This is a genomic window from Arthrobacter sp. TJ-238, assembly GCF_058269215.1.
This window is the reverse complement of record NZ_JBZCNH010000001.1, coordinates 1-23,106: the sequence shown is the minus strand read 5'-3', so window position 1 is coordinate 23,106 and position 23,106 is coordinate 1. Positions and strand designations below refer to the sequence as shown.

General features: G+C 69.5%; 17 protein-coding genes. 13 read left to right on the top strand and 4 right to left on the bottom strand.

Translation table 11 applies throughout. From position 1 onward, the window contains the following. Window positions 1–3: 3 nt before the first annotated feature. Window positions 4–333 carry a DUF2516 family protein gene (locus AC4D2O_RS00085; RefSeq protein WP_490904403.1) on the top strand — a complete coding sequence of 110 codons (330 nt, stop codon included), beginning with the start codon at window positions 4–6 and terminating at the stop codon, window positions 331–333. Here AC4D2O_RS00085 and AC4D2O_RS00080 read toward each other — a convergent pair. Next, entirely contained in the window at window positions 318–1,067 is a 750-nt protein-coding gene (locus tag AC4D2O_RS00080; RefSeq protein WP_490905157.1) for a class I SAM-dependent methyltransferase, read from the bottom strand. The two genes, AC4D2O_RS00085 and AC4D2O_RS00080, sit on opposite strands and share 16 nt — an antisense overlap. A 191-nt stretch (window positions 1,068–1,258) precedes the next feature. Between AC4D2O_RS00080 and AC4D2O_RS00075 the strand changes: the two genes are divergently transcribed. After that, entirely contained in the window at window positions 1,259–2,005 is a 747-nt protein-coding gene (locus AC4D2O_RS00075; protein ID WP_490904402.1) for a phosphoglyceromutase, read from the top strand. A gap of 72 nt (window positions 2,006–2,077) precedes the next feature. On the opposite strand, the gene phoU is transcribed toward AC4D2O_RS00075, so the two are convergent. After that, complete coding sequence (gene phoU / locus AC4D2O_RS00070) at window positions 2,078–2,737, bottom strand: phosphate signaling complex protein PhoU (protein ID WP_490904401.1); 660 nt, start codon at window positions 2,735–2,737, stop codon at window positions 2,078–2,080. Between the two features lie 164 nt (window positions 2,738–2,901). On the opposite strand from phoU, the gene AC4D2O_RS00065 reads away from it, so the two are divergent. Both AC4D2O_RS00065 and AC4D2O_RS00060 read left to right on the top strand, forming a co-directional pair. After that, complete coding sequence (locus AC4D2O_RS00065) at window positions 2,902–4,137, top strand: sensor histidine kinase (RefSeq protein WP_490904400.1); 1,236 nt, start codon at window positions 2,902–2,904, stop codon at window positions 4,135–4,137. Beyond that, entirely contained in the window at window positions 4,134–4,814 is a 681-nt protein-coding gene (locus AC4D2O_RS00060; RefSeq protein ID WP_104048999.1) for a response regulator transcription factor, read from the top strand. The genes AC4D2O_RS00065 and AC4D2O_RS00060 overlap by 4 nt, the downstream gene beginning before the upstream one ends. Before the next feature lie 75 nt (window positions 4,815–4,889). Here the strand turns inward: AC4D2O_RS00060 and AC4D2O_RS00055 are convergent, their stop codons facing one another. Further along, window positions 4,890–5,420: a hypothetical protein gene (locus tag AC4D2O_RS00055; RefSeq protein WP_490904399.1), complete on the bottom strand. Its 531-nt coding sequence runs from the start codon at window positions 5,418–5,420 to the stop codon at window positions 4,890–4,892. Between the two features lie 255 nt (window positions 5,421–5,675). Here AC4D2O_RS00055 and AC4D2O_RS00050 point away from each other — a divergent pair, with 255 nt between their 5' ends. The 6 genes from AC4D2O_RS00050 to glgX all read left to right on the top strand — a co-directional run bounded on the left by AC4D2O_RS00050 (window position 5,676) and on the right by glgX (window position 12,247). Then, window positions 5,676–6,158: a CarD family transcriptional regulator gene (locus tag AC4D2O_RS00050; RefSeq protein WP_104049001.1), complete on the top strand. Its 483-nt coding sequence runs from the start codon at window positions 5,676–5,678 to the stop codon at window positions 6,156–6,158. Window positions 6,159–6,228: 70 nt separating this feature from the next. Next, the gene (gene ispD, locus AC4D2O_RS00045; RefSeq protein WP_490904398.1) at window positions 6,229–6,975 is read left to right on the top strand and encodes a 2-C-methyl-D-erythritol 4-phosphate cytidylyltransferase; all 747 of its coding nucleotides are present in this window, start codon (window positions 6,229–6,231) and stop codon (window positions 6,973–6,975) included. A 28-nt stretch (window positions 6,976–7,003) separates the two neighbouring features. Beyond that, window positions 7,004–7,507 carry a 2-C-methyl-D-erythritol 2,4-cyclodiphosphate synthase gene (ispF, locus tag AC4D2O_RS00040; RefSeq protein ID WP_490904397.1) on the top strand — a complete coding sequence of 168 codons (504 nt, stop codon included), beginning with the start codon at window positions 7,004–7,006 and terminating at the stop codon, window positions 7,505–7,507. Between the two features lie 56 nt (window positions 7,508–7,563). Further along, window positions 7,564–9,030: a cysteine--tRNA ligase gene (gene cysS, locus AC4D2O_RS00035; protein ID WP_490904396.1), complete on the top strand. Its 1,467-nt coding sequence runs from the start codon at window positions 7,564–7,566 to the stop codon at window positions 9,028–9,030. Between the two features lie 122 nt (window positions 9,031–9,152). Next, window positions 9,153–10,136 (top strand): 23S rRNA (guanosine(2251)-2'-O)-methyltransferase RlmB, encoded by a 984-nt coding sequence (gene rlmB, locus AC4D2O_RS00030; RefSeq protein WP_490904395.1) that lies wholly within the window; start codon window positions 9,153–9,155, stop codon window positions 10,134–10,136. Between the two features lie 8 nt (window positions 10,137–10,144). After that, on the top strand, window positions 10,145–12,247 hold the full coding sequence (gene glgX / locus AC4D2O_RS00025; protein ID WP_490904394.1) for a glycogen debranching protein GlgX: 2,103 nt from the start codon (window positions 10,145–10,147) through the stop codon (window positions 12,245–12,247). Window positions 12,248–12,353: 106 nt separating this feature from the next. On the opposite strand, the gene glgP is transcribed toward glgX, so the two are convergent. Further along, window positions 12,354–14,966, bottom strand: coding sequence for an alpha-glucan family phosphorylase (glgP, locus tag AC4D2O_RS00020; RefSeq protein WP_490904393.1), 2,613 nt, complete (start codon window positions 14,964–14,966; stop codon window positions 12,354–12,356). 132 nt (window positions 14,967–15,098) lie between these two features. Here glgP and AC4D2O_RS00015 point away from each other — a divergent pair, with 132 nt between their 5' ends. Genes AC4D2O_RS00015 through glgB form a run of 3 tightly spaced genes read left to right on the top strand, consistent with a single transcriptional unit; the run spans window position 15,099 to window position 22,710 of the window. Next, window positions 15,099–17,138: an alpha-1,4-glucan--maltose-1-phosphate maltosyltransferase gene (locus tag AC4D2O_RS00015; RefSeq protein WP_490904392.1), complete on the top strand. Its 2,040-nt coding sequence runs from the start codon at window positions 15,099–15,101 to the stop codon at window positions 17,136–17,138. After that, entirely contained in the window at window positions 17,138–18,904 is a 1,767-nt protein-coding gene (treS, locus tag AC4D2O_RS00010) for a maltose alpha-D-glucosyltransferase (protein ID WP_490904391.1), read from the top strand. Before AC4D2O_RS00015 ends, treS begins: the two co-directional genes overlap by 1 nt. Beyond that, a complete protein-coding gene (gene glgB / locus AC4D2O_RS00005) occupies window positions 18,904–22,710 on the top strand; it encodes a 1,4-alpha-glucan branching protein GlgB (protein WP_490904390.1) in 3,807 nt (1,268 codons plus the stop codon). The genes treS and glgB overlap by 1 nt, the downstream gene beginning before the upstream one ends. The last annotated feature ends 396 nt before the right edge of the window (window positions 22,711–23,106 follow it).

Here is a 23,106-nt window from a genome sequence, read left to right as displayed (position 1 = left end):
CGCGTGTACCTCGTCCTCCTGATCCAGCAATACCTGTACCTCGCGCTCGGCTTCGTGGCCCTGGGGATCGAGGTGTGGGCCCTCACCGACTGCGTGCGGCGCCCCGGGACGGCCTTCGAGGCCGCCTTCAAGCGGACCAAGGGGTTCTGGCTGGCCCTCACGGGCGGTGCCGTCGTCGTCGGCCTGCTGTCCACCCTGAGCAGCCGGGGCGGCTTCAACCTCTTCCAGCTCGTGGCCATCATCGCGGCGTGCGTGTATCTCGCCGACGTGAAGCCGGCCGTCAGCCAGACCTCGGGTCGCGGCGGCAGCAGCGGGCCCTACGGCCCCTGGTAGCCGCCGCTCGTCGAGCCCGGCCGCACGGCCTCCCAGGCGACGGTGACCTCGCCGAGCCGCCACCGGGACGGGCCGTCCAGCAACGGCCAGCCGTCCGCTTTCAGTGCAGCGCACGTCGCCGTCCAGCGCTGCCGGTTCCCGAACGAGGCGAGCGCCGCGGCGTCGAGCCAGGCCTTGTCCAGGGCACGGAGATACGCGTGGACGCGCTCTCCGGGCACGTTCCGGTGGATCAGCGCCTTGGGCAGCCGCTCCGCAACGTCGGAGGGCAGTGCGAACGCACCGAAGCGCAGCGACACGCTCAGTGACACCGGTCCCTCGCTGTCGAGGGTCGCCCAGGTGGCGCGGCGCCCGATCTCGTCGCAGGTGCCGTCGATGAACACGCCGCCGGGGGCCAGGCGGAGGCGCACCTCGTCCCAGTAGGCGGCGTACTCGTCCTCGTCGTACTGCCGCAGCACGTTGAAGGCGCGCACGACGACGGGGCGCCGGCCGTCCAGCGGCAGCTCGAAGCCGCCCTGCCGGAAGCCGAGGCCGGGGCGGGCGAGCGGTGCTGCGGCGGCCACCCGGGCGGGGTCGATCTCGATGCCGACCACCTCGACGTCGTGGCGCACGGACCGCAGGCGTGTGAACAGTTCGACGGCGGTGACCGGGGCGGCCCCGTAGCCGAGGTCGACGACGAGCGGGTCCGCGGCGCGGCGGAGGCGGTGTCCCTGGGGCCCCGCGAGCCAGCGGTCCATCCGGCGGAGGCGGTTCGGGGCGGTGGTGCCGCGGGTGATGGTCCCGAGAGGTTTCGGGGGACGGGGACGCGGAGGCACCCATCAAGGGTAGGGCACCCCGGGCGTGCCGCCGCGCCGGCGCCCGTCCCGCGGGCACCGTCATACGTCGCCCGCGCATGACCTCCGGCAGTGCCATACGGCAGACTGGAACCATGACCTACACACTGATCCTGCTGCGCCACGGGCAGAGCGAATGGAACGAGAAGAACCTCTTCACCGGCTGGGTGGACGTCGCCCTCACGGAGAAGGGCCGCGAGGAGGCCACCCGCGGCGGGCACCTGCTGACCGAGGCCGGCATCCTTCCCGACATCGTCTACACGTCCCGGCAGAAGCGCGCCATCATCACCGCGAATCTCGCACTCGAGGCCGCCGACCGCAGCTGGATCGACGTCAAGCGCCACTGGCGGCTCAACGAGCGCCACTACGGAGCGTTGCAGGGCAAGGACAAGGCCCAGACCCTCGCGGAGTTCGGCGAGGAGCAGTTCATGGAATGGCGCCGGTCCTATGACACCCCACCGCCGCCGCTCGACGACGACAGCGAGTACTCGCAGGTCGGCGACCCGCGCTACGCGGACCTCGGCGACGACGTCCCCCGCACCGAATGCCTGAAGGACGTCCTCGACCGCTTCCTGCCGTACTGGGAGTCCGACATCACGGTAGACATCAAAGCCGGCAGGACCGTCCTGATCGCCGCCCACGGCAACTCGCTGCGCGCCCTCGTGAAGCACCTCGACGGCATCAGCGACAGGGACATCGCCTCGCTGAACATCCCGACGGGCATCCCGCTCGTCTACGAGCTGGACGAGGACCTCGAGCCCGTGAAGGCAGGCGGCACCTACCTCGACGCAGATGCCGCGGCGGCGGCCATCGAGGCGGTCGCGAACCAGGGCAAGCACTAGCTCCGACGGCATCAACAGGAACGACGGCGACCCCCAGGGGGTCGCCGTCGTTCCTGTTGATCGGGGTGCGGGTCAGTTCAGCGGTGCGCTGGGCTGCCATTCGCCGGTGACGAGGTAGGTGACCTTCCTGGACACGGAGACCCCGTGATCGGCGAAACGCTCGTAGTAGCGGCTTGCGAGGGTCACGTCGACGGTCGTCGGCGCGGTCTCGTTCCAGTCCTCGGAGGCGACCGCCCTGAAGACGCCCGCGTGCAGTTCGTTGACGCGTGCGTTGGCCGCGTTGATCTCGTTGCTCAGGTCCAGGTTGCGCGTCTCCAGCAGCTCGGTGACCTTCGCGGCAATCTGCACGTCGAGTGCGGCGAGTTCGTCGAAGGTGGACCGGATGCTCTCGGGGATGACGTTCGCGGGGAACCGCAGCCGCGCGAGCTGCGCCACGTGCCGGGCGAGGTCTCCCATGCGCTCCAGCGACGCGCTCATCCGCAGCGCGCCGACGATCATGCGGAGGTCGGATGCCACGGGACCCTGCAGGGCGAGGATGTCGATCGCGCGCTCATCGAGGGAGTTCTGGAGGAAGTCGATCCGTGCATCGGCGGCGATGACCTCCTGCGCGAGCTCGGTGTCGGCCCCCTGGAAGGCGCTGTTGGCCTTCTGGATCGCCTCGGAGACGAGCTGCGAGATCTCGATGAGCTCCTCCCCGATCTGATGGAGCTCGGCCTGGAATACCTTACGCACGTAGGCGTCCTTCCCAATTCGTCTGGTCCAACGGTGCACTTCCGGTCGAGCCTTCCAGCCCACGGTGAACTGATGCTCCGCTTTGTGTGAACGTTAGTTGAACCACCGGTCCATTGCCACCGGATGGCAGGGGACCGGGAAACCGCAGCGCATAAGCTATGAGCGTGGACCCCCTTCTCCTGACGCTCGTGGCCGGGCTGGTCGGCCTGGCCCTCGGCGTGGGCGGCATGGTGGCGTTCCGCGCGAGCGAGGCCCAGCGGGTCCGGCTCCTCTACGAGGACGAGCCGACGCTGCCCGACGGCGCCGCCGAGGTCCTCTCCATCATCGGCCGTGCGTACGTGATCGTGGACGCGATCGACGGCGTGGTCCGGGCCAGCCCTGCGGCCTACGCCTTCGGGCTGGTGCGCGGCCACACCGTGGTGCACTCCGAACTCCTCGACCTCACGGCCCGTGTCCGGCGTGACGGCGTGATCGAGCAGCAGCAGCTCGAGCTCCCCCGGGGGCCGTTCGGCCAGGGCACGATCGTGGTGCAGGTCCGCGTGGCGGCCCTGGGTGCCGAGTACATCCTGATCCTCGCGGACGACCGCACGGAGATCACCCGCAGCGAGGAGATCCGCAACGACTTCGTGGCGAACGTCTCGCACGAGCTGAAGACACCGGTGGGCGCCATCTCCCTCCTCGCCGAGGCCATCGAGGACGCCGCCGAGGACGAGGTGGCGGTCCGCCGCTTCGCCCAGCGCATGCACAAGGAGTCCGGGCGCCTCTCCGCCCTCGTGCAGGACATCATCGAGCTCTCCCGCCTGCAGGGCGCCGACGTCGTGCGCCGCGGCAAGGCCGTGGACGTGAACTCGGTCATCGCGGAGGCCGTGGACCGCAACAAGCTCCCCGCGGAGAGCAAGCAGATCGACATCGTCGTCGGCGGCTCCGCTCCCACGCCGGTCTACGGTGACCGCGACCTCCTCATGACGGCCTTCCGCAACCTCATCGACAACGCCATCCGCTACTCGCCCGAGGGCACGCGGGTGGGAGTGGGTGTGCGGTCGCGGGACGGCCTCGTGCAGGTGTCGGTCACCGACCAGGGCACGGGCATCACGCCCGAGGAGCAGGAGCGCATCTTCGAGCGGTTCTACCGCATCGACGCCGCCCGCTCCCGCCAGACCGGCGGCACGGGTCTCGGCCTCAGCATCGTCAAGCACGTGGTCTCGAACCACGGCGGCGAGGTGACGGTCTGGTCGCAGGCCGGGCAGGGCAGCACGTTCACGGTCCGCCTGCCGGAGATGGAGGGGACGTCGGAGGACGACGCCCAGTCCGGTGCGGACGGAGCGACGACGCAGGGCGCCGACAGGAAGTCGGCGAAGAAGGGCAGCACCGCTGTCCATGAGCAGGGAGTCAAGGCTTGAGTCGAATCATGATCGTCGAGGACGAGGAATCGTTCAGCGACCCGCTGTCCTACCTCCTCGGCAAGGAAGGCTTCGAGGTGTCCGTCGTGGACAACGGGCTCGACGCCATCACCGAGTTCGACCGCTCGGGGGCGGACCTCGTGCTGCTGGACCTCCAGCTGCCCGGGCTCTCCGGCACCGAGGTGTGCCGCCAGCTGCGCCAGCGCTCCAGCGTGCCGGTCATCATGCTGACGGCGAAGGACGCGGAGATCGACAAGGTGGTGGGCCTCGAACTCGGCGCGGACGACTACGTGACCAAGCCGTACTCGTCCCGTGAACTCGTGGCACGCGTGCGTGCGGTGCTCCGGCGCCAGGGCGAGCCCGAGGAGCTGATCGCCAACACCATCCAGGCCGGTCCGGTCCGGATGGACATCGAACGCCACGTGGTGAGCGTCGACGGCGAGCAGGTGGCCCTGCCGCTCAAGGAGTTCGAGCTGCTCGAGATGCTGCTCCGGAATTCCGGGAGGGTCCTGACGCGCGGCCAGCTGATCGACCGCGTGTGGGGGTCGGACTACGTGGGGGACACCAAGACCCTCGACGTCCACGTGAAGCGGCTTCGCGGCAAGGTGGAGCCCGACCCCTCGAACCCGCGCTACCTCATCACCGTGCGCGGCCTCGGCTACAAGTACGAGCCCTAGCCGCGCCCGGCCCGGACATGGAACTGCCCGCCTCCGATCCCGGGGCGGGCAGTTCGCGTTCGTGGGGAGACGAGGCTACTCGCCCTCGGCGGCTTCTTCGGTCGCGGCGGGCTCGCTCGGTCGCGGCGTGTAGCCGCCGGGAACGTACTCGCGGTACTCCTCGAGGGTCCCGTCGAGGACCGGCACCTCGAAGACGGCCTGCTCGCCCTCGACGTCGAACTCGACATCGATGAGGGAGCCCGGGATGTCCTCGAGCCCTTCGAGCGTTGCGTCGTCCGAGGACTCCTCCTCGAACCTGAACTGGCCCTGACCGTCGATGGTCACCTCGGTGGCGGCACCGCCGGCCTGGATGGAGAGCGTCACGGGGTCGTCGCTCGTGTTGAACACGGTGCCGATGAGCCGTCCGGCCGTCTCGTCGTCGCGGCCGACGATCAGGATGTTGCGCAGGAGCACCGGCCCGAGGTCCTTCACGATGCCGTCGGACGCCGCGTACTGCGTCGTCGTCGACTGCTCCGTGGTGAAGCTGCAGCCGGAGACGCCCAGCGTCAGCAGCACGGCGCCTGCAGCAACGGCCTGCTGCACTCGGTTCTTCGGTGCACTATTCACAGCACAAACTCCTGGGGTTCAACAGGTGGGACCGGGGGTGATCCGGAGCGGACGTACTCAACAGACTATCGGCAACGCCGTCGAATCGTGGTGTCGGTTTGCCGGATGCGCAGTGGTCTGGATCACTGAAATCCTCTGCAGTCAAGGGGCGAATCATAGTTCTTTGTGCTTGTTTCGGCCGCCTGACCTGCGAAAACGCGGCATCGGCGTGTCGTTACCGTGATAAACTGGTTCCCGGGAAAGGGGAAAGTCCACATGGTTTTTGAGGTCGGCGAAACAGTTGTTTACCCGCATCACGGCGCAGCGAAGATCGAGGAGATCAAGATGCGCGTCATCAAGGGCGAGGAGAAGATGTATCTCAAGCTCAAGGTGGCACAGGGTGATCTGACGATAGAAGTACCAGCAGAGAACGTTGACCTCGTAGGGGTTCGCGACGTGGTGGGCAAGGAGGGACTCGAGCATGTGTTCGACGTCCTGCGGGCCGAATTCACGGAAGAGCCCACCAACTGGTCGCGCCGCTACAAGGCGAACCTCGAGAAGCTCGCCTCCGGCGATGTCATCAAGGTCGCCGAGGTAGTCCGGGACCTGTGGCGCCGCGACCACGACCGCGGCCTGTCGGCCGGCGAGAAGAGGATGCTCGCGAAAGCGCGGCAGATCCTCATCTCCGAGCTGGCACTCGCTGAGAAGACCGACGAAGAGAAGGCTGCAAGCGTTCTCGACGACGTCCTCGCCTCCTAGGAGACGACGGCGGCGCGGAAGAGGGACCTTCGGGTCCCTTTTTTGCGTGGTCCTGACATAGGGTGACGGGATGTCCGAGAAGCAGCATGCCGTCCGCGCGGTCGGTGTCGTGGTGGTCGCCGCGGGCGCCGGGCAGCGGCTGGGCCGGGGCATCCCCAAGGCCCGCGTCCTGTGCGCCGGGCGTACCCTCCTCGAACACTCGCTCGACGCCGTCATCGCGGCGGGTGTCGCGAGCCATGTCGTCGTGGTCCTCCCGCAGGACGACGCCGTCCTCTCCGCCGTGGTCGCCGCCGCAAGCCGTCCCGGCGGCCCGGCCGTCACCGCGGTGACCGGTGGCGCGACCCGGACGGCCTCGGTCCGAGCCGGCCTCGATGCGCTGCCGGCGGCGATCGCCGTCGTCCTCGTCCACGACGCCGCGCGGGCCCTCACGCCACCGGACGTGTTCCGGCGCGTCGCCACCGCCGTCGCCGCCGGCGCCGCAGCGGTCATCCCCGTGCTGCCGGTCGTGGACACGGTCAAGGTGGTGGACGGCGACGTCGTCACCGCGACCCCGGATCGCGGTGCGCTGCGCGCCGTGCAGACCCCCCAGGGCTTCGACGCCGTGGCCCTCCGCGCCGCGCACGCCGCCGTCGGTGCGGCCGATCCGACGGTCACGGACGACGCCATGCTGATGGAGGCGCGCGGTGCCACCGTCCGCGTGGTCGACGGCGACGCCCTCGCCTTCAAGGTCACCACGCCGCTGGACCTCGTCATCGCCGAGGCGGTCCTCGCCCGGGTGCCCGTCGACGTCCCGTCCCTCCCGCACGTCGCGGGTTGACCGACCCCTACCAGTAGCAGGAGCAGCCGTGTACCTGAGCGAGCACACCCACCTTCCCCGCACGGGCATCGGCGTCGACGTCCACGCCTATGCGCCCGCCGATGCGCCCGCCCCGCTGTGGCTCGCGGGCCTGCTGTGGGAGGGGGAGCAGGGCCTGTCCGGGCACTCCGACGGCGACGCCGTCGCCCATGCCGCGGCCGACGCCCTCTTCTCCGCCGCCGGTGTGGGCGACCTCGGCACCCACTTCGGCACGGACCGACCCGAATACGCCGGCGCGTCCGGGCACGCCCTGCTCGCCGCGGCCGCCGCGATCGTCCGCGAGGCCGGATTCGACATCGGCAACATCGCCGTGCAGCTCATCGGGAACCGGCCGAAGTTCGCGCCGCGCCGGGCGGAGGCGGAGGCGGTCCTGTCCGACGCCGCGCAGGCACCCGTCAGCATCTCGGCCACCACCACGGACGGGCTGGGCCTGACCGGCAGGGGAGAGGGCGTCGCGGCCATCGCGACCGCCGTCCTCGTACGCTCCCGCTGAGGCGCTACGCCCGCGACGCCGCAGGGACGTGCGCTGCCGACGGGTAATCTGGACCGGTGAGCCTGCGATTCTATGACACCGCCCGCGCCGAGGTGCGCCCCTTCGAACCCCTCGAACCGGGCCGGGCGAGTCTCTACTACTGCGGTGCCACCGTCCAGGGGATGCCCCACGTGGGCCATGTCCGCTCGGCGATCGCGTTCGACCAGCTGACGCGGTGGCTCGAGGCGCGGGACCTCCGCGTCACGGTGGTACGGAACGTCACCGACATCGACGACAAGATCCTCGCCAAGTCGCAGGACTCCTTCCGCGACGGCGCCGCCGCCGAGGACCCGTCCGTGGTACCCCAGGAGCAGTGGTGGGCGCTTGCGTACCGGTTCGAGCGCGCTTTCGACGACGCCTACACGGCGCTCGGTGTGCGCCCTCCAACCTACGAGCCGCGCGCCACCGGCCACATCCCCGAGATGCACGCCCTCATCCAGCGGCTCATCGACCGCGGCCATGCCTACCCGGCGCCGGACGGTTCGGGCGACGTCTACTTCGACGTGCGGTCCTGGCCCGCCTACGGCAGCCTCACCCGCCAGGACATCGACGACATGCAGGCCGCGCCCGATGCCGACCCGCGCGGCAAGCGCGACCCGCGTGACTTCGCACTGTGGAAGGGCTCGAAGGACACCGACCCCGCGAGCGCGTCCTGGTCGAGCCCCTGGGGGACGGGTCGACCCGGCTGGCACCTCGAGTGCTCGAGCATGGTGACGAAGTACCTCGGCACGGAGTTCGACATCCACGGCGGTGGCCTCGACCTGCGCTTCCCGCACCACGAGAACGAGATGGCCCAGTCGCAGGCCGCAGGCCACGCGTTCGCCCGCTTCTGGATGCACAACGGCATGGTCACGTACGGCGGCGAGAAGATGTCGAAGTCGATCGGCAACACCGTCAGCCCGCAGGAGATGATCGACGCCGCCGGGCCCCGCGTGGTGCGCTACTACCTCGGCCAGGCCCACTACCGGTCGGTGCTCGACTACCGCGAGACGTCCCTGCAGGAGGCGGCATCGGCGGTGGCGCGCATCGACGGATTCATCGCCAAGGCCTCCGCGCGTGTCGGCGCCCCGGCCCCCGGCCCCGTCCGTGCCGTCGACCTCCCCGACGGCTTCGGGGCCGCCATGGACGACGACCTCAACGTCCCCCAGGCCCTCGCGGTCCTCCACACCACGGTGCGCAGCGGCAACACGGCGCTGGCGGCGGGCGACGACGACGCCGTCCGGACCGACCTCGCCGCCGTCGCCGCGATGACCGCCGTCCTCGGACTGGACGACGCGGGGACCGCCACGTCCGGCACCGCCGCCGACGCCGCGGCCACGAGGGCCCTCGATGCGCTGGTCGGTGCGAGGATCGCCGAGCGCACCGCTGCCCGCTCCGACCGCGACTGGGCCCGGGCGGACGCCATCCGCGACGCGCTGGCCGCCGCCGGGATCGTCCTCGAGGATGCGGCGGACGGCGTCCGCTGGTCCCTCGCCGAGGGCTGACCGACCCGGTGCACGTCCCCTCCCGGTCCGCACGCGCGGCCTGACTGGAACACGTGCGGGCCCAGCTGCCCGGCTCCGCGTAAACTGGAGGCGATTCTTCCTCTATATAAAGGTGTTCTTCCATGGCCAGTCACGGACGTCCAGGCGCGGTTCGCAAAACGAAAAAGGGCCCCACCATCGGCACCGGCGGACATGGGCGCAAGTCGCTCGAGGGCAAGGGCCCCACACCGAAGGCGGAGGACCGCCCGTACCACAAGGCGTACAAGAGCAAGGAGCTCGCTGAGCGTGCGGCAGCGAAGCGGGACGGCGGCAAGGGCGCCGGCACCGGCCGCACCCGTGGGAAGGCCGCCGAGGAGGTCGTCACCGGCCGCAACTCCGTGGTGGAGGCGCTCCGGGCCGGCATCCCGGCGAAAGCCCTCCACGTCGCCATCCGCATCGAGATGGACGACCGCGTGCGGGAGTCCCTGAAGATGGCCGCCGAACGCGGCATCCCCGTGATGGAGACCGGCAAGCCCGAACTGGACCGCATGACGGACGGCGCCGTGCACCAGGGGCTCATGCTGCAGATCCCGCCGTACGAGTACGCGGACGCACTGGACCTCGCGGACGAGACCATCGAGCGGTTCCGGCGCGGACACATCGGTAACGCCCCGCTCTTCGTGGCGCTGGACGGCATCACCGACCCCCGCAACCTGGGAGCGATCATCCGCTCCGCCTCGGCGTTCAGCAGCCACGGCGTCATCGTGCCCGAGCGCCGCTCGGTGGGCGTGACGGCGTCGGCGTGGAAGACCAGCGCCGGAGCCGCCGTGCGCGTACCCGTGGCCCGCGTCGGCAACCTCAACGCCGCGCTCAAGGCCTTCAAGCAGAAGGGCATCTTCGTCCTCGGGCTCGACGGCGACGGCGACGTCTCGCTGCCGGAACTGTCCCTCGGCCGCGACCCCATCTGCATCGTCGTCGGTTCCGAGGGCAAGGGCCTCTCCCGGCTCGTCCGCGAGAACTGCGACCAGATCGTGTCCATCCCGATCGATTCCGCCATGGAGTCGCTGAACGCGTCGATGGCGGTGGGAATCACGCTCTACGAGGTGTCCCGCCAGCGCTCCGCCTGATCCCGCGCATGACGAACCCCGCACCCCTGACGCGCGCCTCCCGCGAGTTCCCGCTCGGACTCCACCCCGCCCGGGGGGCGTGGGGCACGGACGCCCACGCCAATGCCGCGGTCTGGGCGCCGGGCATCGCCTCGATGGACGTGCACTGGCGCCGGGCGGACGGCACATGGACGTCGGAGACCCTGGTGGGGCTCGACGGGGGCGTCCACCACGGCCTGGTGGGCCCGGTCCCACCCGGTGCCCTCTACGCGTTCTGGCCCACGGGCAAGGACCTGCCGGGCGCCGTGGGCGAGGCGCAGTTGCTCCTCGACCCGTACGCCCGGGCCATCGAGACGATCCCTCTCGACCCCGGGGCGGCGGAGACACCGTCGCGCTCCTACTACTCGGTGTTCCTCGAGCACACCTTCGACTGGGGCACGAGCGAACGGCCCCTGACCCCGTGGCGTGACACCGTCGTCTATGAGGCGCACGTAAAGGGCCTCACGAAGCTCCACCCCGACGTGCCGGAGCGCCTCCGGGGGACCTACGCGGGCCTCGCCCACCCGGTCATGATCGCCCACCTCCGCGACCTCGGCGTGACCGCCGTGCAGCTCCTCCCCGTGCACTTCCACATCGACGAACCGCATCTCGAGCCCCTGGGCCTCGGCAACTACTGGGGCTACAACACGCTCGGCTTCTTCGCGGCCCACACGGACTACGCCACCGCGGAGGCCCGGGCCGCGGGGCCGTCCGCCGTCCTCGACGAGTTCAAGGGCATGGTCCGCGCGCTCCACGAGGCGGGCCTCGAGGTGATCCTCGACGTCGTCTACAACCACACCGCCGAAGGCGATCAGCACCGCCCGGCACTGTGCTGGCGCGGACTCGGGGACGCCGACTACTACCGGCACGACGCCACCGGGCGGTACGTCGACACCACCGGGTGCGGGAACACGCTCGATTTCTCCCAGCCCCGCGTCGTCGAGTTCGCGCTCGATTCGCTGCGCTACTGGGTGGAGGAGTTCAAGATCGACGGCTTCCGGTTCGACCTCGCCGTGAGCCTCGCCCGCGACGAGCGCAACGTGTTCACGCAGCGACACCCCTTCCTCGTGGCCGTCAGGGCGTCCGAAGCCCTGCGCGGGACCAAGCTCATCGCCGAGCCCTGGGACCTCGGGCCGGACGGCTGGCGGACCGGGCAGTTCCCCATCGGCTGGGCGGACTGGAACGATGGCTTCCGCGACACGGTGCGGGACTTCTGGCTGCACGACATCGCCGCGATCTCGCGCGGAGGGACGGGCTCCTCGCCGGGACGCCTGGCCGGATCCCTGGCCGGATCGGCGGAGCTGTTCGCGGCATCGGGCCGCAGCGCGCTGGCCTCGATCAATCTGGTGACCGCCCACGACGGCTTCACGCTCGCGGACCTCACCGCGTACGAGCGCAAGCACAACGAGGCCAACGGCGAGGAGAACCGCGACGGCCACAACGACAACCGCAGCTACAACCACGGCGCCGAGGGACGCACGGAGGACGAGGGCATCCTGGCCCGCCGCGAGCGGAGCGCACGCAACATCATGGCGTCGCTGCTCATCTCGCTGGGCGTACCGATGCTGATGGCCGGCGACGAGCTCGGGCGTACGCAGCACGGCAACAACAACGCCTACTGCCAGGACAACGAACTCACCTGGGTGCACTGGCCCGACGACGCCGCGTCACGCCGCATGTTCGAGACCACGCGCACGCTGCTGTCCATCCGGAAGGATTTCCTGGCGCGGCAGCCCCCCACGTTCCCCTCACGCGGCGACCAGTCGACGCTGGTGTGGTTCAGCGCGGCCGGGCTGCCCATGACCGCGCAGGAATGGAACGACCCGCGGACGCGGACCGTGCAGCTCCTCCTCGGCTCGACCGGCGGCACCATCAACGGACTCGTGGTGATCAACGGCTCGCTCGAGGACACCCGCATCCATCTGCCCTCGGCGTGGATCCTGCAGGGCCAGGGCGTCGAGGGGGAGCAGCCGCGCTGGTTCACCCCCACCTTCGACTCCGCGGCGCGCGGTCCGGTCGACGGGACGCTGCGTCTGCTCTCGGGCGACGGCGACACGGTGGCAGCGGACTCGGTACGCATCTACCGCTGCTGAGGCGGTGACGGCGGATCAGGGACACCCGCCGGGGACGACGAAGCCCTGGAACGACGAAGCCCGGGACCGATCAGGTCCCGGGCTTCGTCGACGGTGGCGCAGCAGATCAGGCGTTGACGATGAGTCCCAGTTCGGCCTTCGTCGCCAGCGTCGCGTGCTTCGGCAGCACCCGCACTGTGTAGCCGAAGGACCCGGAGTGGTCGATCCGGACGCCGCCCGTGAAGAGGTAGCGTCCGCTGCCCAGGTTCTCGGCGACGACGAGGTCGTCGACCGTGACATCGCTCAGCTCATCGCTCTCGAGGGCACGCCCGTAGGCGACCTCCACGGCGACGTCGTCGGGGTCGAGGCCCCCGAGGGAGACGTACGCGTTGACGGTCAGGGAATCACCGATCTGCGGGTTCTCGGACACGCCGGTCGAATCGACGTGTTCCACCTGCACCGCAGGCCAGCTGCCCTGCACGCGGGAGCGCCAGGCGGCGGTCCTCCTCGCGAGCGCGAAGGAGTCGGCGGCGGCCTCCTGGCCGGAGCGCCAGGCCGGGCGGTACAGCTTCTCCACATAGTCCTGCAGCATGCGCTCGGCGGACACGGCCGGGCCGAGCGTCGCCATGGTGTGCTTGATCATCGCGATCCACTGGTGCGGGACGCCGTCGCGCGAGGGCTCGGACGGCCCGGCCGCACCGGCACCCTCGGCGGGGACCAGCGAGTAGAAGCGCGGGCCCACCTGGGTCTCGAGGAGGTCGTACAGGGCCGCGGCCTCGATGTCGTCGCGCTCGTCGGCGGAGGCACCGTTGTTGGCGGTCGGGATCGCCCAGCCGTTGTCGCCGTCGTACATCTCGTCCCACCAGCCGTCGAGGACGGAGAGGTTGAGACCGCCGTTGATCGCGGCCTTCATGCCGGACGTCCCGCAGGCCTCGAGCGGACGCAGCGGGTTGTTCAGCCACACGTCGCAGCCCGGGAAGAGCGTGAGGGCCATGGCGATGTCGTAGTTGGGCAGGAAGACGATGCGGTGGCGGACCTCGGGGTCGTCCGTGAACCGGACCAGGTCCTGGATCATGCGCTTGCCCTGCTCGTCGGCGGGGTGTGACTTGCCGGCGATGACCAGCTGGATGGGGTGCTCCGGGTGCAGCAGCAGCGCCTTGAGACGGGCGGGGTCACGCAGCATGAGCGTGAGGCGCTTGTACGTCGGGACGCGGCGCGCGAAACCGATCGTCAGGACGTCGGGATCCAGTACGGAGTCGGTCCACGCCAGTTCGGCGTCGGCCGCGCCGCGCTTCTTCCACGAGGAGCGCAGGCGCTGGCGCACGTCGTCCACGAGGTTCGAGCGGAGGCTGCGGCGCAGGGCCCAGATGTCCGTGTCCGGGACGTCGTAGACCTTGGCCCACTGGGGGTCGAGGACGGATTCGGCGCCGAAGTGCTCGAGGGCGAAGTCCGCGATCTGCGGGTCCACCCAGCTCGGCACGTGCACGCCGTTGGTCACGGACGTGATGGGCACCTCGCGGGCGTCGAACCCCGGCCAGAGTCCGGAGAACATGCCGCGCGAGACCTCGCCGTGCAGCTTCGCCACGCCGTTGGCACGCTGCGCGAGGCGCAGGCCCATGACGGCCATGTTGAACTTCGTCGGGTCGCCGTCCGCGTAGTTCTCCGCGCCGAGGGCCAGGACGCGGTCGGTGGGCACGGCGGGCGCGAGGCCGGCGTGGAAGAAGTGCTCGATCTGGGAGCGCTCGAAGCGGTCGATGCCGGCGGGTACCGGAGTGTGGGTGGTGAACACGGTGGACGCGCGTCCCGCGGTGAGCGCCTCCTCCCAGCTCATCGGCGACTCGTTGGACGGGTCCATGAGTTCGCGGATGCGCTCGATCCCGAGGAAGCCGGCGTGGCCCTCGTTGGTGTGGAAGACCTCGGGAGCCGGCGTCCCGGTGAGGCGCTGGAAGATGCGCAGGGCCTTCACCCCGCCCATCCCGAGGAGCAGTTCCTGCTGGAGGCGCTGGTCCCCGCCGCCGCCGTAGAGGCGGTCGGTGACGTTGCGCGCCGCGTCGTCGTTCTCGGCGACGTTCGAGTCGAGGAGCAGGAGGGGCACACGGCCGACGTCGGCACGCCAGATGTGCGCCGAGAGCTGCCGTCCGTTGGGCAGGGGCAGCACCACCATCGCGGCGGAGCCGTCCTCCTCGCGGAGCAGGGTCAGCGGCAGGCCGTCGGGGTCGAGGACCGGGTAGGTCTCCTGCTGCCAGGCGTCCCGGGACAGGGACTGCTTGAAGTAGCCGGCCTGGTAGAGCAGGCCCACGCCGATCAGGGGGACACCGAGATCGGATGCGGACTTCAGGTGGTCGCCGGCGAGGATGCCGAGGCCGCCGGAGTACTGCGGGAGGACGGCGCTGATGCCGTACTCGGGGGAGAAGTAGGCGATGCTGCGGGGCGCGTCCTCGCCGAGGCCCTGGTACCAGCGCGGTTCCGTCAGGTAGCTGTCGAGGTCGGCGCCGAGTTCTTGGATGCGCTGCACCAGTTTCTCGTCGGCGGCGAGCTGCTGCAGCTTCTCGCGTGTCACGGAGCCCAGGAAGGACACCGGATCGTGGCCGCTCTCCTCCCAGGCGGCGCGGTCGATGTCCTCGAACAGGCGCGAGGTCGGCAGGTGCCAGGACCAACGCAGATTGCTTGCGAGCTTGCCCAGAGGGGCGATGCTCTCGGGGAGGACGGTTCTGACGGTAAATCTGCGGATGGCCTTCACCCCGGTTACGCTAGCGCACTTGCCCTGCGCAGGGGAGACGGGTGCGCAAACGCTTGCGTAATACAGGAGCGGGCTTGACGTTACGCGAAGCCCCCTTAGCATTTCGGCCCATTACTCGCTAACGTCGTGCAGGTGAGCACTCCTACCGAGCAGAACCGAAATGCCCCGTATCCCGAGGGACTGCGCTTCGGCCGCATCCCGATCACGGCGGTCAGTCCCGTCGTCGAGGACGGACGCTTCCCCGCCAAGGGGATCCCGGGCTCGGACATCGCCGTGGGGGCGACCGTCTTCCGGGAGGGCCACGACCAGCTCGGCGTCTCGGCCGTCCTCTACGACCCCCGTGGCAAGGAGGTGCAGCGCGTTCGTATGACGCCGGTCGGATCCGGCCTCGACCGCTGGGCCGGGACCCTGACGCCGCGGACCAAGGGGGTCCACACGTTCACCATCGAGGGCTGGTCCGATGTCTACGGCACGTGGGAACACGACGCCACCATCAAGATCGCCGCGGGGGTCGACGTCGAGCTGATGCTCGCCGAAGGGGCCGCACTCTTCACGCGGGCCGCAGGGGAGCGGACCGCCCGCGACGCCGCGCTCTTCCGCCGTGCCGCCGACGTCCTGGCTGACACGGCACAGAGCGTCGAGACGCGCCTCGCCGCGGGTCTGTCCCCCGAGATCCACGAGGCCATCGCACGCCGGCCCATCCGCTCGCTCGTGACCGCCTCGCAGGCCTACCCCATCAACGTGGAGCGCGAACTGGCCGGGCGCGCCGCCTGGTACGAGTTCTTCCCCCGCTCCGAGGGAGCCACCTACAACCCCGAGACGGCGGAGTGGACCTCGGGCACCTTCCGCGAGGCCGCCAAGCGGCTCGACGCCGTGGCGGCCATGAACTTCGACGTCGTGTACCTGCCGCCCATCCACCCGATCGGCCGCACGCACCGCAAGGGACCGAACAACACGCTGACGGCCGGCCCCGCCGACCCCGGCTCGCCCTGGGCCATCGGCTCCGCCGACGGCGGCCACGACGCCATCCACCCGGACCTCGGCACCTTCGAGGACTTCGACGCCTTCGTCGCCCGGGCCCGCGAGCTGGACCTCGAGGTGGCCCTGGACCTCGCCCTGCAGGCCGCACCGGACCACCCCTGGGTCCAGACGCACCCCGAGTGGTTCACCACGCGCGTGGACGGATCGATCGCGTACGCGGAGAACCCGCCGAAGAAGTACCAGGACATCTACCCCATCAACTTCGACAACGACCCGAAGGGGCTGTCGAAGGAGATCCTGCGGATCGTCCTCCTGTGGATCCAGCACGGCGTGAAGATCTTCCGGGTGGACAACCCGCACACCAAGCCGGTGCAGTTCTGGGAGTGGCTGATCGCCCGCGTGAACAAGAAGCATCCCGACGTCATCTTCCTCGCGGAGGCGTTCACCCGCCCGCCGATGATGCATGCGCTCGGCCGCGCCGGGTTCCAGCAGTCCTACTCGTACTTCACGTGGCGGAACACCAAGACGGAGCTGGAGGAGTACTTCACCGAGATCAGCTCGGTCTCGCCGGCCTACTTCCGCCCCAACTTCTTCGTGAACACGCCCGACATCCTCACCGAGTACCTCCAGTACGGCGGGCCGGCGGCATTCAAGATCCGTGCCGTGCTCGCGTCCATGGCCAGCCCCCTGTGGGGCGTCTACTCCGGGTACGAGCTGTTCGAGCACGTCGCCCGTCCTGGCGCCGAGGAGTACATCGACAACGAGAAGTTCCAGTACCGTCCCCGGGACTACGCCGCAGCCGAGGCGGAGGGCCGCTCGCTAGCCCCCTTCATCACACGGCTCAACGCGATCCGCCGCGCGCATCCCGCGCTCGGAGACCTCGAGAACCTCACCGTCCACAGCAGCACCGATCCCTCCACGGTGGTCTTCGCCAAGCACAAGCAGACGGCCGAGGGCAAGGACACCATCATCGTCGTCGTCAACGTCGACCCGCATAGTACGCGCGAGAGCACCGTGTCGCTGGATCTCGCGAAGCTCGGGATCGACGCCGCGGACCTCGACGGGAACGGTACATTCCTCGTGGACGACCTCGTCACGGGCCAGACCTTCGCGTGGGGCGAGCACAACTACGTGCGGCTCGACCCCTACGTGGAACCCGCCCACATTCTCTCAATCAGGAGGCAGCACTAGTGCCCAACCCCTTCCAGCTCAACGCACCTGGACTGGCCCACGACCCCCACTGGTTCCGCAAGGCGGTCTTCTACGAGGCGCTGGTCCGAGGTTTCGCCGATGCGAACGGGGACGGCTCCGGTGACCTCTCGGGGCTCATCGAGAAGATGGACTACCTCCAGTGGCTCGGCGTGGACTGCCTGTGGCTTCCTCCGTTCTTCAAGTCGCCGCTGCGCGACGGCGGGTACGACATCTCCGACTACTACGATGTCCTCGACGAGTTCGGCTCCCTGGGCGACTTCAAGCGGCTCGTCGCCGAGGCCCACGCGCGCGGCGTCCGGGTCATCATCGACCTGCCCATGAACCACACCTCGGACCAGCACCACTGGTTCCAGGAGTCACGGCGGGACCCCGAGGGTCCCTACGGCGACTTCTACGTCTGGAGCGACACGGACGAGAAGTACGAGGACGCGCGCATCATCTTCGTGGACACGGAGGAGTCGAACTGGACGTTCGACCCGGTCCGCCGCCAGTTCTTCTGGCACCGCTTCTTCAGCCACCAGCCGGATCTCAACTTCGAGAACCCCAAGGTGCAGGAGGCCATCTTCGATGTCGTGCGGTTCTGGCTGGACCAGGGCATCGACGGGTTCCGGGCGGACGCCATCCCCTACCTCTTCGAGGAGGAGGGCACCAACTGCGAGAACCTGCCGGAGACGCACGGGTTCCTCAAGCGCCTCCGCGCGATGGTGGACGAGAACTACCCCGGCCGCGTGATCATCGCCGAGGCGAACCAGATGCCCGACGAAGTGGTGGAGTACTTCGGCAGCGAGGACGAGCCCGAGTGCCACATGTGCTTCCACTTCCCGATCATGCCGCGGCTCTTCTACGCGCTGCGTGACCAGAAGGCCGCCCCCATCATCGAGACGATGGCCGAGACCCCTGACATCCCCGCGGGCGCACAGTGGGGCACGTTCCTGCGCAACCACGACGAGCTGACGCTGGAGATGGTCACCAATGAGGAGCGGGAGGCGATGCTCGGGTGGTACGCGCCCGATCCGCGCATGCGCGCGAACGTCGGTATCCGCCGCCGGCTGTCCCCGCTGCTCGACAACTCCCGCGCCGAGGTGGAGCTGATCCACGCGCTGCTGCTGTCGCTGCCCGGCAGCCCGTTCCTCTACTACGGGGACGAGATCGGCATGGGAGACAACATCTGGCTCGAGGACCGTGACGCGTCGCGGACCCCGATGCAGTGGAACCCGGACCGCAACGCCGGCTTCTCGCCCGTGGATCCCGGCAAGCTGTACCTGCCGGTCGTGCAGTCGCTGGTGTACCACTACAACCACGTCAACGTCGAGGCGCAGATGGCGACCTCCAGCTCGCTGCTGCACTGGGTCCGGCAGATGCTCGCGGTCCGCAAGGCGCACCCGGCGTTCGGGCTGGGCGTCTACCGGAACGTCCCGGTGGAGTCGGAGCACGTCCTGGCCTTCCTCCGCGAGGTCGAGCACGGCAACAACGAGGGCGAGCCCGCGGAATCGGTGCTCTGCATCTTCAACCTGTCGCAGCACCCCGTCGCGGCGAAGATGCGCCTTCCCGAGTTCGCCGGCCGTGGCCTGCGCGATCTGTTCGGCGGCGCCATCTTCCCGGCGTTCGAGGAGGACGGCGAGATCACGCTGACCCTCGGCAGCCACGACTTCTTCTGGCTGCGTGTCCGCTCGGCCAGCTCCAACACCGCGTCGCCGCACACCGAGGCGATGCCCGTCATCTCCATCCCGGAGGCGGTCAGGTAATGGCGACCCACACGCCCTACGTCCCGGAGATCCTCACCGGGTGGTTGCCGTCGCAGCGGTGGTTCCCCGTGAAGGGGGAGTCGGTGGACCTGACGGTCGTCGGCGGGACGGTCCTCGAGGACCCGGCCGGCGAGGCCGGCTTCGAGGTGCACTTCCTGGCCGTCACCTCCGGTACGCGCACCGACGTCGTCAGCGTGCCGATCAGCTATCGCACGGCACCGCTCGACGGCGCCGCGTCCGGACTCATCGGCCAGGTGGACCACCCGGAGCTCGGCGCGCGGTGGGCGTACGATGCCACCCACGACGCCGACTTCGTGCGCCTCTGGGTCGACTTCATCCTGACCCGCGGGACCACGGCCGACGGCCGCCTCGTCGGCGAACTCGTCAAGGCGCCGGCGCGTCAGGAGCCCGGCACGGTGCCACCCGTCAGGGTGCTGCAGGGCGAGCAGTCCAATACCTCCGTCGTCCATGGGTCCGGTCCGGGCTCGATGATCGTGAAGTTCTTCCGGGTGCTCGCCGCCGGTGAGAGCCCCGACGTGCAGATCAGCGCCGAGCTCACGGCCGGCGGATCCACGGACACCCCCGACACCTTCGGCTGGGTGACGGGGACCTGGCAGGCAACGGACGCCGAGCCCGGCCACCACGTCACGGGCCACGTCAGCGTCCTGCGGGACTTCGTCGAGGGGAGCACCGACGCCTGGCGCACGGCTTCGTCCGCCGCGTCCACCGCCACCGGCTTCACGGCGGAGGCCCAGGGCCTCGGCCGTGCGGTGGCACGCATCCACCGGCAGCTCGACGGCGCCTTCGGCAGCCGCACGGCCACCGAGGCCGAGGAGCGGGAGTTCAAGGAGGCCCTCGCGCAGCGCATCCGCTGGGCGTGGGAGGAGGCGGGCGACGTCGTCGGCGACCTCGGCGCCGAGGTCGACCGCATCATCCACGAGATCGAGGACCTCGAGGAGATCCCGCCCCTGCAGCGGATCCACGCCGACCTCCACCTCGGACAGGTGCTGCAGGCCCCCGACGGCACGTGGCTCGTCATCGACTTCGAGGGGGAGCCGCTCAGGCCCACCGCCGAGCGCAGCGTCCCCGATGTGACAGTGCGCGACGTCGTCGGGATGGTCCGCTCGCTCGAGTACGCGGCCGCGTCCCGCGGGGCCGCCCCGCTCGGTTCGCCCGACGCCACAGCGACCGAACAGTGGTCCGATGCCGCCCGCGAGGCCTTCCTCGAGGGGTACGCGGAGGAGATCGGCGCGCCCGTGGACACCTCCGGCCCGCTCTTCCGTGCCCTCTGGCTGGACAAGGCCCTGTACGAAGTCGTCTACGAGATCCGCAACAGGCCCGACTGGGTCGAGATGCCTGCACGGGACGTGCGCCGCGCTTTGGGCGCGCCGTCCGGTGCGGACGCAACGAAAGCAGCTGACATGAATCCTCCGAAGAACGCCGACCGCGACCAGGGCGCCGGGCAGACGAACATCGTCGCCAAGGCCGCCAAGACCGTTGCCGAGACGGCGAAGGCCGCCACGGACAAGGCGAGGAGCGCCGTCGCCGAGGTCGCGGACAAGGCCCGCGACGCCGGTTCCGGCCAGACCGGGACGGCGCCGGCCGCCACCGGAGCCGCCGACCTCACGCCCGTGGCCGTCGACCAGTCCGTCCTCCACCAGGTGTCGGAGGGCGTGTACCACCAGCCCCACGCCGTGCTGGGTGCGCACCTCGGTGACGACGACGTCGTCACCATCCGCACGCTGCGCCGCCTCGCGCGGTCCGTCGTCGTCGTCACCGGATCCGGCCGCACGGAACTCCGGCACGAGCACAACGGCATCTGGGTCGGTGCCGTCAGGGCGGAGAACCCCGGGCACGTCCCCGACTACCGGCTCGAGGTGACGTACGAGGGTGATCCGATCACCGTCGACGACCCCTACCGGTTCCTGCCGACACTCGGCGAGATCGACATGCACCTCATCGGCGAGGGCCGGCACGAGACCCTGTGGACCGCGCTCGGCGCACACGTCCGCCACTACTCGTCCGTAGTCGGCGACATCGAGGGTGTGTCCTTCGCGGTGTGGGCCCCGAACGCCCGGGCCGTCCAGGTCATGGGTGACTTCAACGGCTGGGACGGCAGCGTCAACGCCATGCGCGCCCTCGGCAGCTCGGGCATCTGGGAGATCTTCATCCCCGACGCCGGTGTGGGCACGTGCTACAAGTTCCACATCCTCGGCAGCGACGGCCAGTGGCGCGAGAAGGCCGATCCCATGGCACGCGGTACCGAGATCCCGCCGCTCACCGGCTCGAAGGTCGTAGAGAGTACCTACGTGTTCGGGGACGACGAGTGGATGCAGGCCCGCGCGGCCGGCGATCCCCACAACGGCCCCATGAGCGTCTACGAGGTGCACCTCGGTTCGTGGCGGCAGGGACTGAGCTACCGGGAACTCGCCGAGCAGCTCGTGGAGTACGTCTCCTGGCAGGGCTTCACGCACGTCGAGCTCATGCCCGTCGCCGAGCACCCGTTCGGTGGCTCGTGGGGCTACCAGGTGACGTCCTACTTCGCGCCGACGTCGCGGTTCGGCTCGCCCGACGACTTCAAGTACCTGATCGACCGGCTGCACCAGGCCGGGATCGGCGTGCTCATGGACTGGGTCCCGGCCCACTTCCCGAAGGACGCCTGGGCCCTGGCCAAGTTCGACGGCGGCACGCTGTACGAGCACGGGGACCCGTTCCTCGGCGAGCACCAGGACTGGGGCACCCTGATCTTCGACTTCGGGCGCCGCGAGGTGCGCAACTTCCTCGTCGCGAACGCGCTGTACTGGCTCGAGGAGTTCCACATCGACGGACTCCGTGTCGACGCCGTCGCGTCGATGCTCTATCTGGACTACTCCCGGGAGGAAGGGCAGTGGCGTCCGAACAAGTTCGGCGGCCGCGAGAACCTCGAGGCGATCTCCTTCCTGCAGGAGGTCAACGCCACCGCCTACAAGCGGGCCCCGGGCATCGTCATGGTCGCCGAGGAGTCGACGGCGTTCGACGGCGTCACCCGGCCCACGAGCAGCGGCGGCCTCGGATTCGGCATCAAATGGAACATGGGCTGGATGCACGACACCCTCCAGTACATCTCCGAGGACCCGATCAACCGGGTGCACCACCACGGGAAGGCCACCTTCTCGATGGTCTACGCCTACACCGAGAACTTCATGCTGCCGATCAGCCATGACGAGGTGGTCCACGGCAAGGGATCGCTCCTGCGCAAGATGCCGGGCGACCGGTGGCAGCAGCTCGCCAACGTCCGGGCCTATCTCGCCTTCCAGTGGGCGCACCCCGGCAAGCAGCTCATCTTCATGGGGTCGGAGTTCGCCCAGGAAGCGGAGTGGGCCGAGCACCACAGCCTCGACTGGTGGCTGACCGAGACGCCCTCGCACCAGGGCGTCCAGCACCTCGTCCGTTCCCTCAACTCGATCTACCGGAACACCCCTGCGCTCTACGCACGGGACAACGAGCCCGCCGGCTTCCAGTGGATCGACGAGAACGACGGCGAGCACAACACGCTGTCCTTCATCCGCTGGGACCACCAGGGCAACCCGCTGGTGTGTATCGCCAACTTCGCGGGCGGACCGCACGAAGGTTTCCGCGTGGGCCTGCCCTGGGCGGGGGAGTGGACCGAGGTCCTGAACACCGACTCCACCGAGTTCGGGGGATCGGGTGTGGGCAACGCCGGCCCCATCACCGCGAAGGAAGGCGCCCACAACGGGCAGCCCGCATACGGCGACGTCCGCGTACCGCCTCTCGGGGTGCTCTACCTGAAGCCCGCCACCTCCTGACCCGTCGGGCAGGACCTCGGCCCGAACATCGGCCGGCACGACAGCGGCGGACCCCGGAAGCGGGGTCCGCCGCTGTTTTGCATCCACGGGCGGGCGATGCTACTGTTTATATCCGCGCTGATGAAGTTATCTGGTCGGCCGACAACCACAGAACCGAGAAGTCCTTCCTACCCGTACGGGTGGGAACAGGGGATCGGGGAAGCGGGAACCGGCCGATTTGGAGAACGGAAGCAGTAAGGGTAAGCTTGTGAAGTTGCTTCGGAGCGAGGACATGATGGTTTGGTCGTGTTTGGTGCCGGTAGCTCCTGTTGTTTGAGAACTCAATAGTGTGCCAAGTTTGTTGATACCGATTGTTTTTTGATTGGTTGAATTTGCTGGTTGCCGCACCCCGTGTGG

Excerpts from the sequence above, each read along its gene's own strand:
- AC4D2O_RS00080 (WP_490905157.1), bottom strand. The coding sequence starts at position 1,067 with ATGGACCGCTGGCTCGCGGGGCCCCAGGGACACCGCCTCCGCCGCGCC.
- AC4D2O_RS00075 (WP_490904402.1), top strand. The coding sequence starts at position 1,259 with ATGACCTACACACTGATCCTGCTGCGCCACGGGCAGAGCGAATGGAAC.
- AC4D2O_RS00050 (WP_104049001.1), top strand. The coding sequence starts at position 5,676 with ATGGTTTTTGAGGTCGGCGAAACAGTTGTTTACCCGCATCACGGCGCA.
- ispD (WP_490904398.1), top strand. The coding sequence starts at position 6,229 with ATGTCCGAGAAGCAGCATGCCGTCCGCGCGGTCGGTGTCGTGGTGGTC.
- rlmB (WP_490904395.1), top strand. The coding sequence starts at position 9,153 with ATGGCCAGTCACGGACGTCCAGGCGCGGTTCGCAAAACGAAAAAGGGC.
- glgX (WP_490904394.1), top strand. The coding sequence starts at position 10,145 with ATGACGAACCCCGCACCCCTGACGCGCGCCTCCCGCGAGTTCCCGCTC.
- glgB (WP_490904390.1), top strand. The coding sequence starts at position 18,904 with ATGGCGACCCACACGCCCTACGTCCCGGAGATCCTCACCGGGTGGTTG.